General features: G+C 73.7%; 19 protein-coding genes. 16 read left to right on the forward strand and 3 right to left on the reverse strand.

Annotated elements, in window-relative coordinates:
• Positions 1-8: 8 nt before the first annotated feature.
• From BLW04_RS03715 to ligA, 10 genes are all read left to right on the forward strand, one after another.
• A complete protein-coding gene (locus tag BLW04_RS03715) occupies positions 9-788 on the forward strand; it encodes an electron transfer flavoprotein subunit beta/FixA family protein (RefSeq protein ID WP_091537453.1) in 780 nt (259 codons plus the stop codon).
• Between the two features lie 32 nt (positions 789-820).
• Positions 821-1,783 (forward strand): electron transfer flavoprotein subunit alpha/FixB family protein, encoded by a 963-nt coding sequence (locus tag BLW04_RS03720; RefSeq protein WP_091537454.1) that lies wholly within the window; start codon positions 821-823, stop codon positions 1,781-1,783.
• A 166-nt stretch (positions 1,784-1,949) separates the two neighbouring features.
• Positions 1,950-3,341 (forward strand): MFS transporter, encoded by a 1,392-nt coding sequence (locus BLW04_RS03725; protein ID WP_091537455.1) that lies wholly within the window; start codon positions 1,950-1,952, stop codon positions 3,339-3,341.
• Positions 3,338-4,528 (forward strand): cysteine desulfurase family protein, encoded by a 1,191-nt coding sequence (locus BLW04_RS03730; protein ID WP_091537456.1) that lies wholly within the window; start codon positions 3,338-3,340, stop codon positions 4,526-4,528. Before BLW04_RS03725 ends, BLW04_RS03730 begins: the two co-directional genes overlap by 4 nt.
• A 5-nt stretch (positions 4,529-4,533) precedes the next feature.
• Positions 4,534-5,631 carry a tRNA 2-thiouridine(34) synthase MnmA gene (gene mnmA, locus BLW04_RS03735; RefSeq protein ID WP_091537536.1) on the forward strand — a complete coding sequence of 366 codons (1,098 nt, stop codon included), beginning with the start codon at positions 4,534-4,536 and terminating at the stop codon, positions 5,629-5,631.
• Positions 5,632-5,759: 128 nt separating this feature from the next.
• Positions 5,760-8,120 carry a bifunctional metallophosphatase/5'-nucleotidase gene (locus tag BLW04_RS03740; protein ID WP_254781016.1) on the forward strand — a complete coding sequence of 787 codons (2,361 nt, stop codon included), beginning with the start codon at positions 5,760-5,762 and terminating at the stop codon, positions 8,118-8,120.
• On the forward strand, positions 8,104-9,165 hold the full coding sequence (locus BLW04_RS03745) for a methionine synthase (protein WP_091537457.1): 1,062 nt from the start codon (positions 8,104-8,106) through the stop codon (positions 9,163-9,165). The genes BLW04_RS03740 and BLW04_RS03745 overlap by 17 nt, the downstream gene beginning before the upstream one ends.
• A gap of 36 nt (positions 9,166-9,201) precedes the next feature.
• Positions 9,202-9,444: a hypothetical protein gene (locus BLW04_RS03750; protein ID WP_091537537.1), complete on the forward strand. Its 243-nt coding sequence runs from the start codon at positions 9,202-9,204 to the stop codon at positions 9,442-9,444.
• Complete coding sequence (locus tag BLW04_RS03755; protein WP_091537458.1) at positions 9,441-9,881, forward strand: type II toxin-antitoxin system VapC family toxin; 441 nt, start codon at positions 9,441-9,443, stop codon at positions 9,879-9,881. The genes BLW04_RS03750 and BLW04_RS03755 overlap by 4 nt, the downstream gene beginning before the upstream one ends.
• Before the next feature lie 42 nt (positions 9,882-9,923).
• Positions 9,924-12,077 (forward strand): NAD-dependent DNA ligase LigA, encoded by a 2,154-nt coding sequence (gene ligA, locus BLW04_RS03760; RefSeq protein ID WP_091537538.1) that lies wholly within the window; start codon positions 9,924-9,926, stop codon positions 12,075-12,077.
• A gap of 64 nt (positions 12,078-12,141) precedes the next feature.
• Here the strand turns inward: ligA and BLW04_RS03765 are convergent, their stop codons facing one another.
• Positions 12,142-12,804 (reverse strand): ACT domain-containing protein, encoded by a 663-nt coding sequence (locus BLW04_RS03765; protein WP_091537459.1) that lies wholly within the window; start codon positions 12,802-12,804, stop codon positions 12,142-12,144.
• A gap of 232 nt (positions 12,805-13,036) precedes the next feature.
• Here BLW04_RS03765 and gatC point away from each other — a divergent pair, with 232 nt between their 5' ends.
• From gatC to gatB, 4 genes are read left to right on the forward strand one after another with little or no spacing between them, the layout of a single operon-like run.
• Complete coding sequence (gene gatC, locus BLW04_RS03770) at positions 13,037-13,336, forward strand: Asp-tRNA(Asn)/Glu-tRNA(Gln) amidotransferase subunit GatC (protein ID WP_091537460.1); 300 nt, start codon at positions 13,037-13,039, stop codon at positions 13,334-13,336.
• Between the two features lie 14 nt (positions 13,337-13,350).
• Positions 13,351-14,874 (forward strand): Asp-tRNA(Asn)/Glu-tRNA(Gln) amidotransferase subunit GatA, encoded by a 1,524-nt coding sequence (gatA, locus tag BLW04_RS03775; protein ID WP_091537539.1) that lies wholly within the window; start codon positions 13,351-13,353, stop codon positions 14,872-14,874.
• A complete protein-coding gene (locus BLW04_RS03780; RefSeq protein WP_091537461.1) occupies positions 14,871-15,062 on the forward strand; it encodes a hypothetical protein in 192 nt (63 codons plus the stop codon). Before gatA ends, BLW04_RS03780 begins: the two co-directional genes overlap by 4 nt.
• Positions 15,056-16,561 carry an Asp-tRNA(Asn)/Glu-tRNA(Gln) amidotransferase subunit GatB gene (gene gatB / locus BLW04_RS03785; RefSeq protein WP_371327767.1) on the forward strand — a complete coding sequence of 502 codons (1,506 nt, stop codon included), beginning with the start codon at positions 15,056-15,058 and terminating at the stop codon, positions 16,559-16,561. The genes BLW04_RS03780 and gatB overlap by 7 nt, the downstream gene beginning before the upstream one ends.
• Before the next feature lie 9 nt (positions 16,562-16,570).
• Here gatB and BLW04_RS03790 read toward each other — a convergent pair whose 3' ends face one another.
• Complete coding sequence (locus tag BLW04_RS03790; RefSeq protein ID WP_091537540.1) at positions 16,571-17,719, reverse strand: PQQ-dependent sugar dehydrogenase; 1,149 nt, start codon at positions 17,717-17,719, stop codon at positions 16,571-16,573.
• A gap of 43 nt (positions 17,720-17,762) precedes the next feature.
• Between BLW04_RS03790 and BLW04_RS03795 the strand changes: the two genes are divergently transcribed.
• Positions 17,763-18,722, forward strand: a complete 960-nt coding sequence (locus BLW04_RS03795) for a 2-hydroxyacid dehydrogenase (RefSeq protein WP_091537463.1) — start codon at positions 17,763-17,765, stop codon at positions 18,720-18,722.
• Positions 18,723-18,790: 68 nt separating this feature from the next.
• Here the strand turns inward: BLW04_RS03795 and BLW04_RS03800 are convergent, their stop codons facing one another.
• Entirely contained in the window at positions 18,791-19,153 is a 363-nt protein-coding gene (locus BLW04_RS03800; protein ID WP_254781019.1) for a PH domain-containing protein, read from the reverse strand.
• Between the two features lie 65 nt (positions 19,154-19,218).
• Here BLW04_RS03800 and ilvD point away from each other — a divergent pair, with 65 nt between their 5' ends.
• The gene (ilvD, locus tag BLW04_RS03805) at positions 19,219-20,928 is read left to right on the forward strand and encodes a dihydroxy-acid dehydratase (RefSeq protein WP_254781021.1); all 1,710 of its coding nucleotides are present in this window, start codon (positions 19,219-19,221) and stop codon (positions 20,926-20,928) included.
• The last annotated feature ends 66 nt before the right edge of the window (positions 20,929-20,994 follow it).

A 20,994-nucleotide genomic window follows, 5' to 3' on the forward strand; every position in this document is an offset into this window, starting at 1 on the left:
GTCTGACGATGAACATCGTCGTTCTGGTCAAGCAGGTCCCCGACTCCGGCAGCGAGCGGAAGCTGGACCCGTCGGACAACACCGTCGCGCGGGCCACCGCCGACAACGTGATCAACGAGATGGACGAGTACGCCATCGAGGAGGCGCTGCTGGTGAAGGAGGCGCAGGGCGGTGAGGTCACCGTGCTGACCGTCGGCCCCGACACCGCCACCGACGCCATCCGCAAGGCGCTGTCGATGGGTGCAGACAAGGCCGTGCACGTGTCCGACCCGGCCATCCACGGCGCCTGCGCTCCGCAGACCTCCGCGATCATCGCCGCGGCGCTGAGCCAGCTGGAGTACGACCTGGTCCTCTGCGGCGCCGAGTCCACCGACGGCCAGGTCTCGGTGATGCCGGCGCTGCTGTCGGAGCGGCTGGGCATCCCGCAGCTGTCCGGGGCCCGCAAGCTCACCGTCGAGGGCCAGACCGCGACGGTCGAGCGTCAGACCGACGGCGGCTACTGGCAGCTGCAGGCCTCGCTGCCGGCGATCGTGTCCACCTGGGACACCATCAACGAGCCGCGCTACCCCTCCTTCAAGGGGATCATGGCGGCGAAGAAGAAGCCGGTGCAGACCCTGACGTTGGCCGACCTGGGCATCGATCCGGGGACGGTCGGCCTGGCCACCGCCACCAGCCAGGTCCTCGACTTCGCCGGCCGCCCGCCCAAGGGCGAGGGCGTAAAGGTCACCGATGAGGGCGACGGCGCCGAGAAGCTCGTCGGTTACCTCGCCAGCCAGAAGATCGTCTGACCGGCCCGACTCAGAGCTGAGGAGAAACTGACATGGCAGAAGTCCTGGTCCTTGCCGAGCTCAACCCCGCCGGCACCGGCGTCCGCAAGACCACGCTGGAGGCGCTGACCGCCGCCCGTGTCCTCGGTGAGCCCTCGGCCGTCGTCTTCGGCGCCCCCGGCACCGCGGCCACGGTCCGCGATGGCCTGGCCGAGTACGGCGCCGCGAAGGTCTACGTCGCCGAGTCCGCCGACATCGATGGCTACCTCGTCGCCCCCAAGGCCGAGGTGCTGGCCCAGCTCGTCGTGGAGAAGTCCCCGGCCGCCGTCGTCATCCCCTCCTCCCCGGAGGGCAAGGAGATCGCCGGGCGGCTCGCCATCAAGACCGGCAGCGGGTTCCTGACCGACGTCACCGACATCAGCCCCGACGGCACCGCCACCCAGGTGGCTTTCGCCGGAGGGGTCATCGTGCACTCCAAGGTCACCGTCGGGACGCCGATCTACACGCTGCGCGGCAACTCGGTCACCCCCGAGTCCGCCGCTGGCGCCGCGGCCGAGGAGACCGTCTCCGTCTCGATCTCCGAGCAGGCCAAGCTGACCCGCGTCGTCGACCGGATCGTGGAGCAGAAGTCCTCCCGCCCGGAGCTGACCGAGGCCGCGATCGTGGTGTCCGGCGGCCGCGGGGTGGCCTCGGCCGAGAATTTCTCGGTCATCGAGGGCCTTGCCGATTCCCTGGGTGCCGCGGTGGGTGCCTCCCGGGCGGCGGTGGACTCCGGCTTCTACCCGCACACCTTCCAGGTCGGGCAGACCGGGAAGACGGTGTCCCCGCAGCTCTACATCGCGGTGGGCATCTCCGGTGCCATCCAGCACCGGGCCGGCATGCAGACGTCGAAGACCATCGTCGCGGTCAACAAGGACCCTGAGGCGCCGATCTTCGAACTCGCCGACTTCGGCGTCGTGGGCGACCTGAACACCGTCGTCCCCGCCGCGACCGAGCAGATCACCGCCCGCAAGTAGAAGGACCACCCTTCCCCCCACGCCTCGCAGGCTCGGCGCGGGCCCCTGAAGGGCGGCCGTTCCAGCACGACACGACGAGCGCCTGTCCCCCCGCGGGGCCGGCGCTCGACGTGTGTGGGGAGGGGGAAGCAGGCGAGGGGAGCACGCGGTTGGGGAGGAGGTGGCCATGGACGCGCCCGCGGGTGTGCTCGACCCGCGGCACCGGCTGACCACCGCCGGGCTGCTGATGCTGGTCACCTTCGTCGCGTTCGAGTCGATGGCGGTGGCGACCGCGATGCCCACCGCGGTCGCCGAGCTCGATGGGCTGGTCTGGTACGGCTGGCCGTTCACCGCCTTCCTCGTCGCCCAGGTCGTCGGGATGGTGGTCGGCGGGGACGTCGGTGACCGCCGGGGACCCCGCGTCGCCCTGCTCTGGGGCGTGGGTGTCTTCGCCGCCGGGCTGCTGGCCTGTGGCCTGGCCGCGGACATGGCGCTGTTCGTTGCCGGCCGGGCGGTCCAGGGTTTCGGTGGCGGGCTGATCGGCGTCTGCCTCTACCTGGTCGCCGGGCAGGCCTACGACGAGGCGCTGCGGCCGCGGCTGTTCGGCGCGATCGCCGCCGCCTGGGTCCTGCCGGCCCTGGTGGGACCACTGGTGGCCGGGCTGGTCACCAGCGCGGCCAGCTGGCGCTGGGTGTTCCTCGGCCTGCTGCCCCTCATCGCCGTCGGCCTGGCGCTGGTGCTGCCCGCGCTACGAGGGCTACCGGTACCGGCAGACCCACCGCGACCGGCGCGGGCCCGCCACTGGTGGGCGCTGCTCGCCGGGGCCGGCGTGGCGCTGCTGCAGTACGCCGGGCAGCGGCTCGACGCGTTCGCCGCGGTGCTCGCCGTCGCCGGGCTCACCGCGCTCGTCCTCGGCCTGCGGCCGCTGTTCCCACCGGGTACTGCCCGGCTGCGGCGCGGCCTGCCCACCGTCGTCGCCGCGCGCGGGCTGCTGGCCGGCGCCTTCTTCGGGGTGGACACGCTGCTGCCGCTGGCTCTCACCGCCGTGCACGGCTACCGCCCGACCGCCGCCGGTGTGCCGCTCACCGCCGGGGCGGTCGGCTGGGCGCTGGCCTCGCAGTGGCAGGGCAGGCACCCCGGGGCCTCCCGGGTCCGGCTGCTGCGGGCCGGCTTCGTACTGGTCGCCATCGGCCTGGCCTTTACCGCCGTCGTCGCGGTGCCCGGGGTCGGCGGTTGGCCCGCCTACCTGACCTGGGGCATCGCCGGACTCGGGATGGGGCTGGGCATGCCGAGCCTGAGCGTGCTGCTGCTGGCCGCCTCGCCGGAGCACCGCCGGGGCGCGGACTCCGCGGCGCTGCAGATCGCCGACGTCACCGGGTCGGCGTTGTGCATCGGCCTGACCGGGGTGCTGGTGGCCGCCGCGACGGCGGGGGCCTTCCCGCTGCGCGTCGCCGTCCTGGTCGTGGTCGCCGGCTACGCCGCGCTGGCCGTGCTGGGTGCGCTCGTGTCGCGCCGGGCGGCCGGCCCGCTCGCGCAACCGGCAGCATCGGCGGACGCGGTTACGCTGGTGGCGCCATGACCTACCTGGACCATGCGGCGACCACGCCGATCTTGCCCGCTGTGCTGACGGCGATGACCGAGCAGCTGGCCAGGTTCGGCAACGCCTCGTCGCTGCACGCCAGCGGGCGCCATGCGCGGCGCGTCGCCGAGCAGTCCCGCGAGCGGCTGGCCGAGGCGCTGGGCGCCCGCCCGTCGGAGGTGCTCTTCACCGGCGGCGGGACCGAAGGCGACAACCTGGCGGTCAAGGGCATGTACTGGGCTCGCCGGACCGCCGACTCCCGCCGCCGCCGGCTCGTGGTCAGCCCCGCCGAGCACCATGCGGTGCTCGACAGCGTGGAGTGGCTGGAGAAGCACGATGACGCCGAGGTCACCTGGCTGCGGGTCGAACCCACCGGCCGGATCACCCCCGAGGCGCTCGCCGACGCCCTCGGGGACGGCGTGGACGTCGCCGCGGCCAGCGTGATGTGGGCCAACAACGAGATCGGTGCGGTCAGCGACCTCACCGCACTCGCCGCCACCGCGCACGCCGTCGGCGTGCCGCTGCACACCGACGCGGTCCAGGCCGTCGGACAGCTGCCGGTGGACTTCACGGCCACCGGCGTCGACGCGCTGACCATGACCGGCCACAAGGTGGGCGGCCCGATGGGTGTCGGTGCGCTGCTGCTGCGCCGCGACGCCGAGTGCACGCCGCTGCTGCACGGCGGCGGCCAGGAGCGTGACGTGCGCTCGGGCACCCTGGACGTCGCCGCCATCGTCGGGCTCACCGTCGCGACGGTGACCTCGGTGGGGGAGCGCGACGTCCGCACCCCTCGTCTGGCGGCGCTGCGCGACCGGCTCGTCGCCGGGATCGTCGAGCAGGTGCCCGACGCCGACCTCAACGGTCCCCCGCTGGACGACGTCCTGGCCGGTGGGCCCGGGCGGCTGCCCGGCAACGCCCACCTGTCCTTCCCCGGTACCGAGGGCGATGCCCTGCTCATGCTGCTCGACGCCCGCGGCATCGAGTGCTCCACCGGCTCGGCGTGCAGCGCCGGGCTGGCCCGGCCGAGCCACGTGCTGCTGGCCGCCGGTGCCGACGCCGACCGGGCGCGCAGTTCCCTGCGGTTCAGCCTCGGGCACACCTCGACCGACGCGGACGTCGACGCCGTCCTCGCGGTGATCGCGCCGGTCGTCGAGCGGGCACGTAGGGCGGGGACTGGACGGCGGTGAGCGGCATGCGGGTCATCGCGGCCATGAGCGGCGGAGTGGACTCCGCCGTCGCCGCGGCGTTGGCCGTCGGCGCCGGGCACGAGGTGACCGGGGTGCACCTGGCCCTGTCGCCGGACCGGCAGACGCTGCGCAGCGGTGCCCGCGGCTGCTGCAGCGTCGAGGACGCCAACGACGCGCGCCGGGTCGCCGACGAGCTCGGCATCCCCTTCTACGTGTGGGACCTGGCCGACCGGTTCCGCGAGGACGTCGTCGACGACTTCGTCGCCGAGTACGCCGCCGGCCGGACGCCGAATCCCTGCCTGCGCTGCAACGAGAAGATCAAATTCTCCGCGTTGCTCGACCGGGCCCGGGCACTGGGCTTCGATGCTGTGGTCACCGGGCACCACGCCCGGCTGGCCGACGGCGAGCTGCGCCGCTCGGTCGACGCGGCCAAGGACCAGTCCTACGTGCTCGGCGTGCTCACCGCCGACCAGCTGGCCGGCGCGCTCTTCCCGCTCGGGTCGATGACCAAGGACCGGGTGCGCGAGATCGCCGCCGAGCGTGGGTATGCGGTCGCCACGAAGCCGGACTCGCACGACATCTGCTTCATCCCCGATGGCGACACCCGCGGCTTCCTCGCCCGCCGGCTGGGGGCCGCGCCCGGCCCGGTGGTCGATGCAGCCACCGGTCGTACGGTCGGCGAGCACGCGGGCACGCACGGGTTCACGATCGGCCAGCGCCGCGGCCTCGGGATCGAGGTCGGGGACCAGCGGCCCCGCTTCGTGCTGGGCATCGAGCCGGTGACCCGCACGGTGACCGTGGGCACCGCCGAGCAGGCCGGGATCGACGAGGTCGTGACCGCGGCGCCGACCTGGGGTGGCGCGGAGCCGGAGCTGCCGTTCCTGGCCCAGGTGCAGCTGCGCGCGCACGGCGCCGCGGTGCCGTGCGAGGTCAGTGCCACCGAGGACGGTGGGCTGCGCCTCGCGCTGTCCGACCGGCAGCGCGGAGTGGCGCCGGGACAGTCCGCCGTGCTCTACGCCCCGGACGCCGAGCGCGGGGACCGGGTGCTCGGCCAGGGCGCGGTGTTGCGCGCCGGTGAACGGCAGCCGTCGATCCACAGCTGACGCTTGGCTGATCAGCGGCCGACCGCTACGGTCCTGTGACGAACCGGTCCAACCCGGATCTCTTGCCCTGATCGTGAGCCGAGCTACTGAGATCGGCTACCCGGCCGCACGTCCTCTGGAGGACCTCCTTGCGCCGTACGCGCCTGTCCCTGGCAGCCCTTGCGGTGGCCTCTGTCGCCGTCCTGGGAGTGCCGACCGCGGCAATCGCCGCCCCCGCCACCGACTCCTCGACGGAGTCGACGACGACCGTTGCACCGACCGGTTCTGCGGAGTCGACGGAGGCCGCGGAGTCGACCGAGGCCGCCGAGTCGACGGAGCCCGCCGCGTCGACCGGGACCGCGGAGTCGACCGGGACTGCCGGCGCCACCGAGGTCGCGGAGTCGGGCGAGGCTGGCGCGCCGGCCGAGGAGGCCGCGCCGGTCGCTGCTGAGCCGGAGCCGGCCGTTGGCGCTGGGGCTCCGGCCGTGGTGGCAGCCGCCGCACCCGCCGACATCCCGGTGCAGCTCGTCGCGATGAACGACTTCCACGGGCGGATCTCCGAGACCACCGGTGGGGACAGTCAGCTCACCGATGCCGGTGCTGATGGGGTCATCGGCACGGCCGACGACGTGGTGCTCACCGTCGGCGGCTCGGCCAACGTGGCCTCGACCGTGGAGTCGGTGCAGGCCTCCTTCGTCGGCGACGGCGGGGACGCCGGCAGCTCCTTCTTCGTCGGCGCCGGGGACCTGATCAGTGCCTCGCCGTTCAACTCCAGCGTCTTCAAGGACGAGCCGACCATCGAGGTCCTCAACGCGATGGGCCTGGACGTCTCCTCCGTCGGCAACCACGAGTTCGACCGCGGCACCGAGGAGTTGCGCCGGATCTCCGCGGCCACCGACGGCTTCTACTCCGACGACGTCAGCGCGTGCGAGGGCATCGAGGTCGGCGTGACCGGCTGCTTCGGCGACACCGGCCACGAGTTCGAGGGCGCCGACTTCCCGTACCTGGCGGCCAACGTGGTCATGAAGGACACCGGCGCACCGATGCTCCCGCCGTTCCAGGTCTTCGACGTCGGCGGTGGCAAGCAGATGGCCCTGATCGGCGTCGTCACCGACACCACACCCACCATCGTGTCGCCCGGCGGGATCGCCGACGTCGAGTTCATCGACGAGGCCACCGCGGTCAACCGGTGGGTGCCGACCATCCAGGCCCTCGGCATCCAGTCGATCGGTGTCCTGGTCCACGAGGGGGGCACCAACGAGGGCGCCGACGCCGCGGACAGCAACGGCTGCGACACCCTCACCGGTCCGATCACCGACATCAATGCCGCCGTCTCACCGGCCGTCGACCTGATCATCAGCGCGCACACCCACCAGGCGTACAACTGCCTGCTCGACGACCCGAGCGGTCAGCCCCGACTGGTGACCCAGGCCGGCTTCTACGGCCGTCTGGTCACCGACATCCGGCTCTCGCTGGACCCGCTGACCGGCGACGTCGACCGCTCCGCCACCTACTCGGCGCTCAACGTTCCGGTCACCCGGGACGCCCCCGACGCCGGGGTCCAGGCGATCGTCGACTACTGGACGGCGCAGTCCGCGGTGGCCGGCGACGTCGTCGTCGGCGAGGCAAGCGCCGACATCCTGCGCGCCGGGGCGCCGCCGGCCGCCGCCACCCGCGACGCCGAGTCCTCGCTGGGCAACCTGGTGGCGCAGGCGCAGCTGGAGGCGCTCCAGCAGACCCAGTACGGCGACCCGGTGATCGCGTTCATGAACCCGGGTGGGCTGCGCACCGACATCGCCGCCGGCCCGGTGACCTACGGCGAGCTGTTCGACGTCCAGCCCTTCGGCAACACGGTCAACGCGATCACCCTGACCGGGGCGGACATCAAGCAGGTGCTGGAGGAGCAGTTCCAGAAGGACCAGGCGCGCGCCTCACAGCTGGTCCTCGGGACCTCGGAGGGCTTCGCCTACAGCTACGACCTGACCCGCGCCTACGGGGACCGGGTCGACCCGTGCTCCATCACGCTGGACGGTCAGCTCATCGACCCGGCCGGCAGCTACCGGGTCGTCGCCAACAGCTTCCTGATCGCCGGGGGCGACAGCTTCACCGGCTTCACCAACGGGACCGACCCGGTGACCGGGCCGGTCGACGTCGACACCTCGGCGGAGTACTTCCGGACGCACTCGCCGGTGAGCCCCCCGGCGGCGGACCACGCCATGGCGACCTCGGACCGTCTGGACTGCGCGGGGACCACGGCGCCGGTCCCGGCCCCGGCTCCGACGCCTGCCCCGCCGGTCGCCAGCCCGGCGCCGGCGCCGACGCCGGCCGTGCTGCCGATCGCGGGCAGTGGGTCCCGGACCGGCAGCGGCACCGGGCGTAGCACCGCCGCTTCGCTGGCCTACACCGGCGCGCCTGTGCTGCAGCTGACCGGCATCGCCGGGGGCCTGCTGGCGGCCGGTGGGGTCCTGATGGCGGCGGGCTACCGTCGCCGGCGTGGCCTCGCCGACTGAAGAAGGACCCCATCCTCATCCCTCGCAGGCTCGGGACGAGCCTCGGGACGGAGCCGCGGGGCCGGCCCCCTTTCCGTGGGGGCCGGCCTCCGGCGTCGGTTCGCTGCCCGGCACCGACCCGATCGAGGCGCTGCGCCTGGTGACCGGTGAGCTGCCGGACTTTCCGCACCTGCCCGAGCTGCCCGCCCGCGGCGCCGGAGCGGACCTGATCGGCCGGACGGCGGGGTTGCTGGTCGACCTGTTCGTCGACCTCACCCCGGCCGGTTGGCGGCTGGTCTCGCGACCCGGCGTGGACCAGCGCCGAGCCCGCGAGATGCTCGAGCGCGACCTCGACTCCCTCTACGAGGTCGCTGAGCGCTACGCCGGTCCGTTCAAGGTCCAGGCGGCCGGTCCATGGGCGCTTGCTGCCGGCCTGGAGCGCACCCGCGGCGACCGGGCCGTCGTCGACCCCGGGGCCCGCCGGGACCTCGCGCAGTCGCTGACCGAGGGGCTCGCCGCGCACGTCGCCGCCGTCGCTGCGCGGGTGCCCGCGGGCGGCGTCGTCGTGCAGCTCGACGAGCCGTCGGTGCCCGCCGTCCTGCAGGGCGGGCTGCCCACCGTCAGCGGGTTCGGCAAGCTCGCCGCCGTCGAGTCCCACCTCGTGGAGCAGGGGCTGACCGACGTGGTCGACCAGCTGTCCGTACCGGTGGTCGTGCACTGCTGCGCCAGGCGCGCCCCGCTGGAGCTGTTCCGCGCGGCCGGCGCGGCCGGGCTGTCCTTCGACCTGGCCCTGGTGCAGGACCTCGACGCCATCGGCACCGCGGTCGAGGCCGGTACCCACCTGCTCGTGGGGGTGGTGCCGGGCACTGACACCGATCTGCCCGCACCCAGGGCCACCGCCAGCCGCCTGCAGGCCTGGTGGCGGGAGCTGGGCTTCCCGGCCGAGCAGCTGCACGGTGCGGTGACGCTCACGCCGTCCTGTGGTCTGGCCGGAGCCAGTGCCGCCTACGCCCGGACGGCGATGGGCCACGTGCGGGAGGCGGCGAAGTACCTGCTGCCGGAGTGAGTACGGGAGTATGGGTCCGCGCGTACGGTGGCCCGCATGAAGACCACCGTGGAGATCGCGGACGCCCTGTTCGCCGAGGCGCGCGAGGTAGCAGAGCGGAGAGGGCAGACGATGCGGTCGTTGCTGGAAGAGGGGCTCCGTCGCGTGCTCGACGAGGTGTCGCCCCCGCCCGGCTATACGTTGCCCGACCTCAGTTACGGGACTGGTGGCATCCGTCCGGAGTACCTGGCCGGCGGACATGATGCATTTCTCGAAGCCGCTTACGGGCCCGACCGGTGATTGCGCTCGATACCAATCTCCTCGTTTATGCGCACCGGCCGGATACGCCCGAGTTCGGCCGAGCGAGCTCGGCGGTCGCTTCGCTGCTGGAGACGAGCGAGGAGCGCGTCGGGATCCCGGCTCCGTGCATCGGTGAGTTTCTTACCGTCGTCACCGGTCGACGCCTCTCCTCTGACCCGACCCCCCTGACCAGGGCGCTGGCACAGGTCGACGCCTGGCTGAACGCCCCGGTTGCCCAGGTGATCGGAGAACGGGCCGGGTACTGGCCACTCCTGCGCGGGCTGCTGGAACGCTCCGGGTTCACGGGTGCCCGCATCCACGATGCCCGGATTGCGGCGATCTGCCTCGACCACGGGGTGCGGGAATTCTGGACGGCAGACCGCGACTACGGCTGGTTTCCCGAGCTGCGCACCCGCAATCCGCTGGTCGGCGGCTGATCCGCCGGCCTTCCGTCATACCGGCCGGTTACGGTGCCCTCCGTGAGCACCGACGCCTCGCTGGACCAGCCACAGACCGGCGCCGCCACCGACCGGGAGGACCTCACCGAGGTCCCCGACGACGCGCGTACCCGCCACCGCGACCTCGCCGAGGAGCTGGACCGGTACGCGTTCGCCTACTACGTGCAGGACGCGCCGTTGGTCAGCGACGGCCAGTACGACGAGCTGATGGGCGAGCTCAAGGCGATCGAAGCCGCGCATCCCGCACTGGTCACCCCCGACTCGCCGAGCCAGAAGGTCAGCGGTGGCTTCGGCGCCACCTTCGCCCCGGTCACGCACCTGGAGCGGATGCAGAGCCTGGACAACGCCTTCAGCTCCGACGAGCTGTCCGCCTGGGCCGCCCGGGCCGCCCGGGACGGCGCTGCCGGTGCCGGGTACCTCTGCGAGCTGAAGGTCGACGGGCTGGCCATCGACCTGGTCTACGAGCGGGGCCGGCTGGTGCGCGCGGCCACCCGGGGTGACGGGACGACGGGGGAGGACGTCACCGCCAACGTCCGCACCATGGCCGACGTCCCCCAGCAGTTCCCCGGGGACGACGGCGCTGTGCCCGAGCTGCTCGAGGTCCGCGGCGAGGTCTACTTCCCGGTCGCCGCGTTCGCCGAGGTCAACGCCGGGCTGGTGGAGGCCGGCCGGGCCCCGTTCGCCAATCCCCGCAACGCCGCCGCCGGGTCGCTGCGGCAGAAGGACCCCAAGGTCACCGCCTCCCGACCGCTCCGTTTGGTGGTGCACGGGCTGGGCGCGCGGACGGGCTTCGAGGCCGACCGCCAGTCGGCGGCCTACGAGCAACTGGCCGCGCTGGGCCTGCCGGTGAGCAGTCGCTACGAGGTGGTCGCCGACCTCGAGGGCGTGTGGGCCTACATCGAGCGCTACCGCGAGCAGCGGCACTCCGTCGAGCACGAGATCGACGGCGTCGTGGTGAAGATCGACCAGGTGGGGCTGCAGCGTCGGCTGGGCTCGACCAGCCGCGCGCCGCGCTGGGCGATCGCCTTCAAGTACCCCCCGGAGGAGGCGACGACCAAGCTGCACGACATCCGGGTCAACGTCGGCCGGACCGGCCGCGTCACCCCGTTCGCCTTCATGGAGCCGGTCAAGGTCGCCGGCTCCACCGTCGCGCTGGCCACCCTGCACAACGCCAGCGAGGTCAGGCGCAAGGGCGTGCTGATCGGCGACACCGTCGTCATCCGCAAGGCCGGCGACGTCATCCCCGAGGTGCTCGGCCCGGTGGTCGCCGCCCGCGACGGCTCCGAGCGGGAGTTCGTGATGCCCACGCACTGTCCCGAGTGCGGCACGGAGCTGCGCCCGGAGAAGGAGGGCGACGCCGACATCCGCTGCCCGAATGCCCGCTCGTGCCCCGCCCAGCTGCGGGAGCGCGTCTTCCACGTGGCCGGCCGCGGGGCCTTCGACATCGAGGTGCTCGGCTATGAGGCGGCGACCGCGCTGCTGGGCTCGCACCTGCTCGAGGACGAGGGTGACGTCTTCTCCCTCACCGAGGGCAGCCTCGTCCGCAGCGACTTCTTCACCAAGAAGGACGGCACCCTCTCCGCCAACGGCCGCCGGCTGCTGACGAACCTGCAGACCCGCAAGGACGTTCCGCTCTGGCGGGTGCTGGTGGCGCTGTCCATCCGGCACGTCGGCCCCACCGCCGCCCAGGCGCTGGCCCGGGAGTTCCGCTCGCTGGACCGGCTGATGGAAGCGAGCGAGGAGGAGCTCGCCGCCGCCGAGGGCGTCGGACCGACCATCGCCGCCGCGGTGCGCGACTGGTTCGGCGTCGACTGGCACTGCGGGGTCGTGGAGAAGTGGCGGCAGGCCGGCGTCCGGATGGCCGACGCCGAGTCCGACACCGGCCCCGGCCCGCTCACCGGCGTAACCGTCGTTGTCACCGGGTCGCTGCGCGACCACAGCCGCGACCAGGCGATCGCCGCCATCCAGGAGCGCGGTGGCAAGGTCACCGGCTCGGTCTCGAAGAAGACCGGCTTCGTCGTGGTCGGCGCCGACCCCGGCAGCAAGTACGACAAGGCGGTCGCCGCCAAGGTGCCGATCCTGGACGACGACGGGTTCGCAGTGCTGCTCGAGCAGGGCCCCGATGCGGCCCGCGAAGTCGCCACGATGGGCAACGCCGACAGCGACGGTGCTTGATCGGCCCCTTTGCAGGGTCCCGGCCCGAGCGTCAGCGAGGGTTGGGGGGCAAAGGGGTCCTTCCTCAGGCGGGGGGTAGCCGGGAGACGGTGGCAGCGATCCCGGTCAGGTGGGCGAACCGCAGCAGCTCCGAGCGCCGGAAGGCCGGCCCACCGGAGCGGCCCAGCAGTGCCGCGGTGCCGGCGTCGTCCAGCGGTGAGGCCATCATCTCCACGGCCAGCTCCTGCCAGCGCGGGGGCACCCAGTCGCCCTCGCTGGGCAGCAGCAGGGGAGAGCTCAGCGGCAGCCAGGGCAGCGGCACCCCATCGAAGGACGGCGCCGCCTCCGACGCCGCGAGCACGGTGGATGTTGCCGGCGGGCCGGCCAGCACCACTGCCCACCCGCTGTGGAAGACCCGCGGCAGCTCGGCGGCCAGCAGCTTCGGGGTCCCCGACCCGGCCCGGACCAGCGCTTCCAGCAGCAGCAGCTCGCGGTGGGTGTCCAGTGGTCCGGCGAAGGGCCGCAGCGACTCCACCCGTACCCCGGGCACGGCAGTGACCGCGGTGATCAGGCTGTCGGCGACCCGGTCCGGTGGCAGCTCCACCACCACGTCGTCGACGGCCGTCCCGCCTCCGCGTTCGAGCACGTCGACGGAGACGATGTCGATCCCGGCGGTGCCGAGCGCCGTGGCGACCGCCCCGAGGATGCCGGGTCGGTCGGGGACCACCAGTCGCAAGAGGTAGGACACGGGTGCCTCCGGTGCCGTCCACGTCAGGGCCCCGCCGGATGCACGGGTGTGCGGGCCGATCGCCGTCGATCGAGAGCGGTGTCAGCTTCCCGCATGGAGGGGCCCGGTGGTCAACCCGGGGCGCACGGACCTCGCCCGTGTCCCACGTAGAGTGGCCGGTCGTGGAGCGCAGTCGAGGCCGGTCGGACCGGCAGCCGGAGCGGGGTCGTCGCACCCCGGGTCCCAGCCCAGCATGAGCAGCCTGTCCCGAACGGACGTCGAGCACCTGGCCCGCCTCGCCCGGCTCGCGGTGACCGACGAGGAGCTGGACCTCTTCGCCGGCCAGCTGGACGTCGTCCTCACTGCCGTCGCCCGGGTCGGTGAGGCGCCGGTCGCCGACGTCCCGCCCACCTCCCACGTCGTCCCGCTGACGAACGTCTTCCGGCCCGACGAGGTGACCCCGAGCCTGCCGCGCGATGCGGTCCTGGCCGGCGCGCCCGCGGCCGAGGACGACCGGTTCCGCGTGCCCCGCATCCTGCAGGAGGAAGCGTGAGCACCAGCCCCGATCTGACGGCGCTGGACGTCAACGCGCTGACCGCCCTGCTGTCCGCCGGCGAGGTCAGCGCCGTCGAGGTCACCCGGGCCCACCTGGACCGGATCGCGGCCGACGACGCGACCCTGGGCGCCTATCTGCACGTCGACGGGAACGCGGCGCTCGCCGCCGCCGCGGCGGTCGACGAGGCCCGTGCCGGTGGTGCCGCGCTCGGCCCGCTGGCCGGGGTGCCGGTCGCGCTCAAGGACGTCGTGGTAACCGAGGGCGTGCCCACCACCAGCGGCTCGAAGATCCTCGAGGGCTGGCGACCGCCGTACGACGCCACGGTGGCCGAGCGGCTGAAGAGCGCCGGCACCGTGCTGCTGGGCAAGACGAACATGGACGAGTTCGCCATGGGCTCGTCCACGGAGAACTCGGCCTACCGGGTCACCCGCAACCCCTGGGATCCCGACCGCATCCCGGGCGGCTCCTCCGGCGGGTCCAGCGCCGCGGTGGCCGGGCACCTCGCGCCCTGGGCGATCGGCACCGACACCGGTGGCTCGATCCGCCAGCCCGCCGCAGTCACCGGGCTGGTCGGGCACAAGCCCACGTACGGCTCGGTGTCCCGCTACGGCCTGATCGCCTTCTCCTCCAGCCTTGACCAGGCCGGCCCGATGGCCCGCACCGTGCTGGACGCCGCCGTCCTGCACGAGGCGATCGGCGGGTACGACCGGCGCGACTCCACCAGCATCGACGTCCCGCTGCCCCGGCTCGCCGACGCGGCGCGGGCCGGCGCCACCGGCGACCTGGCCGGCCTGCGGATCGGCGTGGTCACCGAGCTGGGCGGCGAGGGGCACTCCGACGGTTACGAGCCCGGCGTCCTGGCCCGGTTCGGTGAGGCGCTCGAGGTGCTGGCCGGCCTGGGCGCGGAGATCGTGCCGGTCTCCTGCCCCACCTTCGACCTGGCCCTGGCCGCCTATTACCTGATCGCACCCAGCGAGGCCTCGTCCAACCTGGCCCGCTTCGACGGCGTCCGCTTCGGCCTGCGCGTCGGCGACGACGGCAGCCACGACCTCGACGAGGTCATGGCACTGACCCGGGAGCAGGGCTTCGGCCCGGAGGTCAAGCGCCGGATCATCCTGGGCACCTATGCGCTGTCCAGCGGCTACTACGAGGCCTACTACGGCCAGGCGCAGAAGGTCCGCACGCTGATCAGCCGGGAGTTCGCGGCTGCGTTCGACCGGACGGACGGCGCCGGGGTCGATGTCCTGGTCAGCCCCACCACCCCGACCGTGGCGTTCCCGATCGGCTCCCGGGTCGACGACCCGATCGCCATGTACGCCGCGGACCTGTGCACCCTGCCGGCCAGCCTGGCCGGCGTGCCGGCGATCTCGGTGCCCTGTGGCCTGTCCGAGGGGCTGCCGGTGGGGCTGCAGGTGATGGCCCCCGGCCTGGCCGACGACCGCTGCTACCGGGTCGCTGCCGCGCTGGAAGCCGCGCAGGACGCCGCCCGCGGGCACCGGCTGCTCGACGAGCTCCCCGCCCGGACGACGGCATGAACGGCGCACTGAAGGCCGCCTGGGGGCTGGTTGTCTTCGTCATCGTGGTCGGCGCGGTGCTGTGGGCGACCACCGGCCGGGCGGTCTTCGCCGTCTTCATCGTGCTCGGCGTGCTGACCGGGATCGGCGCGTGGCTGACCGGCCGCAGCCTGCCGGCGGCACCCACCCGCAAGGAGCAGAAATCGTGAGCACCGACCGCCTCCTCGACTTCGACGAGGTCGCCACGCGCTACGAGCCGGTGATCGGCCTGGAAACCCACGTCGAGCTGGGCACCGCCTCGAAGATGTTCTGCGGCTGCTCGACGACCTTCGGCGCCGAGCCCAACACGCAGACCTGCCCGGTCTGTCTGGGCCTGCCCGGCTCGCTGCCGGTGGCCAATGAGGCTGCAGTCGCCGCGACGATCAAGATCGGCCTGGCGCTCGGCTCCGAGATCGCCTCCTGGTGCCGCTTCGCGCGGAAGAACTACTTCTACCCCGACATCCCCAAGGGCTTCCAGACCAGCCAGTACGACGAGCCGCTGTGCGTCGGCGGGCACCTGGACGTGGTCGTCGACGGCGAGACCCACCGAGTGGAGATCGAGCGGGTGCACCTGGAGGAGGACACCGGCAAGAATCTCCACGTGGGCGGCTCGACGGGCCGCATCCACGGGGCGGACCACTCGCTGGTCGACTACAACCGGGCCGGCATCCCGCTGGTGGAGATCGTCACCAAGCCAGTCCCCGGCGCCGGGCTCAAGGCCCCCGAGGTGGCCCGCGCCTACGTGACCGAGCTGCGCGAGATCGTCCAGGCCCTCGGCGTCTCCGACGTGCGGATGGAGCAGGGCAGCCTGCGCTGCGACGTGAACATCTCCCTCAACCCGGTGCGTGCCGCCGAGTGGGGCACCCGCACCGAGACCAAGAACGTGAACTCGCTGCGGTCGGTCGAGCGGGCGGTGCGCTACGAGATGCGCCGCCAGGCCGTCGTGCTCGACGAGGGTGGCCGGATCGTCCAGGAGACGCGGCACTTCCACGAGGACACCGGCTCCACCTCCTCGGGCCGCTCCAAGGAGGAGGCGACCGACTACCGGTACTTCCCCGAGCCCGACCTGGTGCCGATCGCCGCCGACGCGGCCTGGATCGAGGAGCTGCGGGCCGGGCTCCCCGAGCTGCCGGCGGCGCGCCGCGAGCGGCTGCAGCAGGAGTGGGGGATCTCCGGCACCGAGATGCAGTGGCTGGCCAACGCCGGCGCCCTCGGGCTGGTCGAGCAGACCGTCGCCGCCGGTGCCACGCCGGGCGATGCCCGCAAGTGGTGGCTGGGTGACCTCGCGCGGCGGGCCAACGAGGCCGGCAGCGAGCTCGCCGAACTGGCCGTCACCCCGGCGCAGGTCGCCGAGCTGGCCGGGCTGGTGGAGGCCGGCACGATCAACGACAAGCTCGCCCGGCAGGTGCTCGACAGTGTGCTGGCTGGCCGTGGCGGACCAGCCGACGTCGTCGCAGCCCAGGGCCTGGCGGTGCTGGGGGAGTCCGACGAGCTGGTGGCCGCCGTCGAGGCCGCCATCGCCGGTGCCCCCGACATCGTGGCCAAGGTGCAGAGCGGCAAGGTGCAGGCCCTCGGCGCCCTCGTCGGCGCGGTCATGAAGACCACCCGGGGCACCGCGGACGCCGCAACGGTCAAGCGGATGCTCGAGGAGCGCGTGCTCAGCTCCTGAGCCGCCCGGCTACAGCGGCGAGTCGGCGGCCGACGACGGCGGGAGGACCCGCAGCACCCGGTCGTCGTCGGCCTCCGGGGTGCCGGCGCCGTCCTTGTTCGACGTGGTGATCCACAGCGCGCCGGTCGGGTCGAGCGCCACGCTGCGCAGCCGGCCGTACCGGTCGGGCAGGAAGTCCGCCGGGTCGCCGACCGGAGCGCCGGTGCCGTCCAGCTCGGCCGTCACGACCTTGCGGCCGGTCAGCGCACCCAGGAACACGTAGGGGCCGGACACCGCGCAGCCGGCCAGCCCCGCCTCGTCCTCGGGCACCGTCAGCACCGGCCCGGTCCCGTCCGGCCCCTGGTCGCCGCCGGCGACCAGCGCGTCGAACTCGTCCGGCCCGGTCGGCAGGTTGTCGGTGGCGAAGACGCGCTCGTCGCCGCCGGAGCACAGGGCGGTGACGTCGCTGTGGCCGCGGCTGAAGACCGGATCGGCGCCGACGGGCTGGCCGAAGACGTCCACCGCCAGCACCTTGCCGGCCAGCGAGGCCGGGTCGGCGGCCAGCGCCGGGTCGCCGGTGTCGCCGGTGCCCACGTACAGCGTGCCGTCGGAGCCGAAGAGCAGGCCGCCGCCGTTGCGCACCTCGCCGCGCGGGATGCCGGTCAGCACCGGGTTGGGCGTGCCGCCCACCGGGAAGCGCACCACCCGGTTGTCGGTCGCGGTGGAGAGGTAGGCGTAGTACAGCCCGTCCTCGGGGAACGTCGGCGACAGCGCCAGGCCGAGCAGCCCGCCGTCACCGCCGGTGTCGATGCCCGGCACCGTCATCAGCTCGCGGGCGGGGGAGCGGTCGGGGAAGACCTGCAGCAGCCGGCCGGAGTCGCGTTCGCCGACCACCGCCGTGCCGTCGGGCAGCACGACCAGCCCGGTCGGCACGGTCAGCTCGGTGGCCACGACGTTCGGGTCGCCGGCCTGCTCGTCGCTGCTGCCCGGGGTGGACGGGTCGCCGGGCACGGGAGCCGGGGCGGAACCGGTGGGCGGGGCGACCTCGGGGGGCGCGCCCCGCGGCAGCTCACGGAAGGGGCCGGAGGGGGAGTAGCCACTGCCGCAGGCCACGGTGAGCAGGACCCCCACCAGGGCCGTCGCCAGCCCGGTGCCGCGTGCCGCCCTCCGCCGTCCCACCCCGGCCACAGTACGTGCGGGGCCGCGCCTAGGGTCGGCAGCCGTGCCCGATGCCAGCACCGCACCCCGCCTGGACCTGTCCCCCGACGAGACGCTGCACGTGCTCGTCCCCTCCCGGGCGGTGGCCGCCGCGGTCGAGGCGCTCTCGCCCCGCGTGCGCGCCCACCGCTACGACCCGGCCGACGGTGCACCGACCGGCGAGGCCGCCTCAGCCCAGGTGCTCGTGCCCCGCGGCGGCGCCGAGCTCCCCGCCGAGTTCCTCGCCGGGCTGCCGCGGCTGCGCCTGGTCCAGCTGATGAGCGCCGGCGCGGAGAAGTTCGCCGGGCGGCTGCCCGAGGGCGTCGCGCTGTGCAACGCCCGGGGAGCGCACACGCCCTCGACCGCCGAGTGGGCGGTGACCGCGATGCTGGCCGCCCAGCGCGGCATCCCGCACTTCACCCGCCAGCAGGACGCCGGCCGCTGGGCCCCGCGCACCGAGCACTCGATGGTCGGCGCCCGCGTGCTGATGGTGGGCGCCGGGGACATCGGCCGGACCATCGGCGCAATGCTCGCCGGCTTCGACGTCGCGCTGACCTACGCGGCCCGGACGGCGCGCGACGGCGTGCGCAGCACCGACGAGCTGGCCACCCTGCTGCCCGACGCCGACGTGGTCATCGTGATCGTCCCGGTGACGCCGGAGACCATCCGCCTGGTCGACGCCGGCTTCCTGGCCGCCATGGCCGACGACGCCCTGCTGGTCAACGCCGCCCGCGGGGTGGTCGTGGATACCGACGCGCTGCTCGCCGAACTGCAGTCGGGCCGGCTGCGGGCCGCGCTGGACGTCACCGATCCCGAACCTTTGCCCGACGGGCACCCGCTGTGGTCGGCGCCGGGGCTGCTGCTCACCCCGCACGTCGCCGGGGACGTCCCCGGCACCAACGCGCGGGCCACCGCGGCGGTCACCGACCAGTTGACCCGGGTGCTGGCGGGGGAGCCGCTGCGCAACGTCGTCGGCGACTACTGAGGCCCCGCCGCAGGGTCCCGCCGCGAGCTCGCGAGCGGTGGGGGGCAGCGGGGTCCTTCCAGGGGTCGCTAAGGGGCGGGGATGCGGCCGCCGGACGCCGTGGACAGCCGGGGCAGGTCGCGGGCCCGCAGCGCCGGCAGCCGCACCTGGGTGTGCGCGGTCGTCACCAGCCACAGCCGACCGCGGCCGCCCACCCGGAGGCCGGCGACCCGGTCCCACGGCACGTGCCGGGAGCCGACCAGCGAGCGGACGGTCACGCCGTCCTCGCCGACGTCGGCGCCCACCCGCAGCACCCAGGCGGCCGCGAGCACGGGCAGCAGGAGCAGCAGCGCCATCCAGGGGGTGGCGGCCGCGGCCGGGACCACGCACAGCGCCAGCAGGACGACGGGGAGCAGGGCGGTGCGGTTCATCCGCATCCGGGCGACGGCCACGTCGGGACATGCTTCCAGGGGTCCGGGAACGTAGCCGCGCCGACCCGGGCCTAGCATCCAGGACCGTGACCACCGTCGAAGAGCGCCCCGCCGGCAGCGATCCCGCGACCCTGAAGCCCCGCAGCCACGAGGTGACCGACGGGATCGCCAAGGCCCCCGCCCGCGCGATGCTGCGGGCGGTCGGCATGGGCGACGACGACTGGGTGAAGCCGCAGATCGGGGTGGCGTCGTCCTGGAACGAGATCACCCCCTGCAACCTGTCCCTCGACCGGCTGGCCAAGAAGGTCAAGGAGGGCGTGCACGCCGGCGGCGGTTTCCCGCTGGAGTTCGGCACCATCTCGGTTTCCGACGGCATCTCGATGGGCCACGAGGGCATGCGCGCCTCGCTGGTGTCCCGCGAGGTCATCGCCGACTCGGTGGAGACCGTGGTCTTCGCCGAGCGGCTCGACGGCTCGGTGCTGCTGGCCGGCTGCGACAAGTCGCTGCCCGGCATGCTGATGGCCGCCGCGCGGCTCGATCTGGCCAGCGTCTTCCTCTACGCCGGGGCCACCCTGCCCGGCCGGCTCGGTGACCGGGACCTGACGATCATCGACGTCTTCGAGGGCGTCGGTGCCTGCGCCGCCGGCAAGATCACCCGCGACGAGCTCACCGCGATCGAGAAGGCCACCTGCCCCGGCGAGGGTGCCTGCGCCGGCATGTACACCGCCAACACGATGGCCGCCGCGGCCGAGGCGCTGGGCATGAGCCTGCCCGGCAGCGCGGCCCCGCCGGCGCCCGACCGCCGCCGCGACGGCTACGCCGTGGCCTCCGGTGAGGCCGTGGTGGGCATGCTGCGCCAGGGGATCACCGCCCGCCAGATCATGACCAAGGAGGCGTTCGAGAACGCCATCACCCTGGTCATGGCGCTGGGCGGCTCCACCAACGCGGTGCTGCACCTGCTGGCCATCGCGCACGAGGCCGACGTCCCGCTGACCCTCGACGACTTCAACCGGATCGGCGACCGCACCCCGCACCTGGCCGACGTGAAGCCCTTCGGCCGGTACGTGATGAGCGACATCGACCGGATCGGCGGCGTGCCGGTGGTGCTCCGCGCGCTCCTGGACGCCGGTTTGCTGCACGGCGACTGTCTCACCGTGACCGGGAAGACGATGGCCGAGAACCTCGCCGAACTGTCCCCGCCGGACCCCGACGGCGCGATCATCCACGCGATGAGCTCCCCGATCCACACGACCGGTGGGCTGACCATCCTGCGCGGCTCGCTGGCGCCCGAGGGCGGCGTGGTGAAGTCCGCCGGCTTCGACGCCGACGTCTTCGAGGGCACCGCGCGGGTCTTCGACGGCGAGCAGGGCGCGATGGACGCCGTCACCGAGGGCACGCTCAGCCCCGGCGACGTCGTGGTCATCCGCTACGAGGGGCCGAGGGGCGGGCCGGGGATGCGGGAGATGCTTGCCGTCACCGGTGCCATCAAGGGCGCAGGGCTCGGCAAGGACGTGCTGCTGCTGACCGACGGGCGCTTCTCCGGCGGCACCACGGGGCTGTGCGTCGGCCACGTCGCCCCCGAGGCCATGGACGGCGGGCCGATCGCCTTCGTGCGGGACGGCGACCCGATCCGGCTGGACCTGACCGGCCGGACCCTCGACCTGCTGGTCGACGAGGCCGAGCTGGCCCGGCGGGCCGAGGGCTGGATGCCGCCGGCCCCGCGCTACACCCGGGGTGTGCTCGGCAAGTACGCCAAGCTGGTCGGCTCGGCGGCCCAGGGCGCGATCTGCGGCTGACCGGGAGAGTCCGGCCCGACCCGTTCGGGTGAGGGCCGGGCAGCGGGGCTTGGGCATCCCCCCGGC

It is taken from the genome of Modestobacter sp. DSM 44400 (genome assembly GCF_900107175.1).
Lineage (GTDB): Bacteria > Actinomycetota > Actinomycetes > Mycobacteriales > Geodermatophilaceae > Modestobacter.

Bases quoted from the DNA above. Each gene is read 5' to 3' on its own strand.
- BLW04_RS03725 (WP_091537455.1), top strand. From the start codon at position 1,950: ATGGACGCGCCCGCGGGTGTGCTCGACCCGCGGCACCGGCTGACCACC.
- BLW04_RS03780 (WP_091537461.1), top strand. From the start codon at position 14,871: ATGAACGGCGCACTGAAGGCCGCCTGGGGGCTGGTTGTCTTCGTCATC.
- BLW04_RS03750 (WP_091537537.1), top strand. From the start codon at position 9,202: ATGAAGACCACCGTGGAGATCGCGGACGCCCTGTTCGCCGAGGCGCGC.
- BLW04_RS03730 (WP_091537456.1), top strand. From the start codon at position 3,338: ATGACCTACCTGGACCATGCGGCGACCACGCCGATCTTGCCCGCTGTG.
- BLW04_RS03720 (WP_091537454.1), top strand. From the start codon at position 821: ATGGCAGAAGTCCTGGTCCTTGCCGAGCTCAACCCCGCCGGCACCGGC.
- gatC (WP_091537460.1), top strand. From the start codon at position 13,037: ATGAGCAGCCTGTCCCGAACGGACGTCGAGCACCTGGCCCGCCTCGCC.
- mnmA (WP_091537536.1), top strand. From the start codon at position 4,534: ATGCGGGTCATCGCGGCCATGAGCGGCGGAGTGGACTCCGCCGTCGCC.
- BLW04_RS03715 (WP_091537453.1), top strand. From the start codon at position 9: ATGAACATCGTCGTTCTGGTCAAGCAGGTCCCCGACTCCGGCAGCGAG.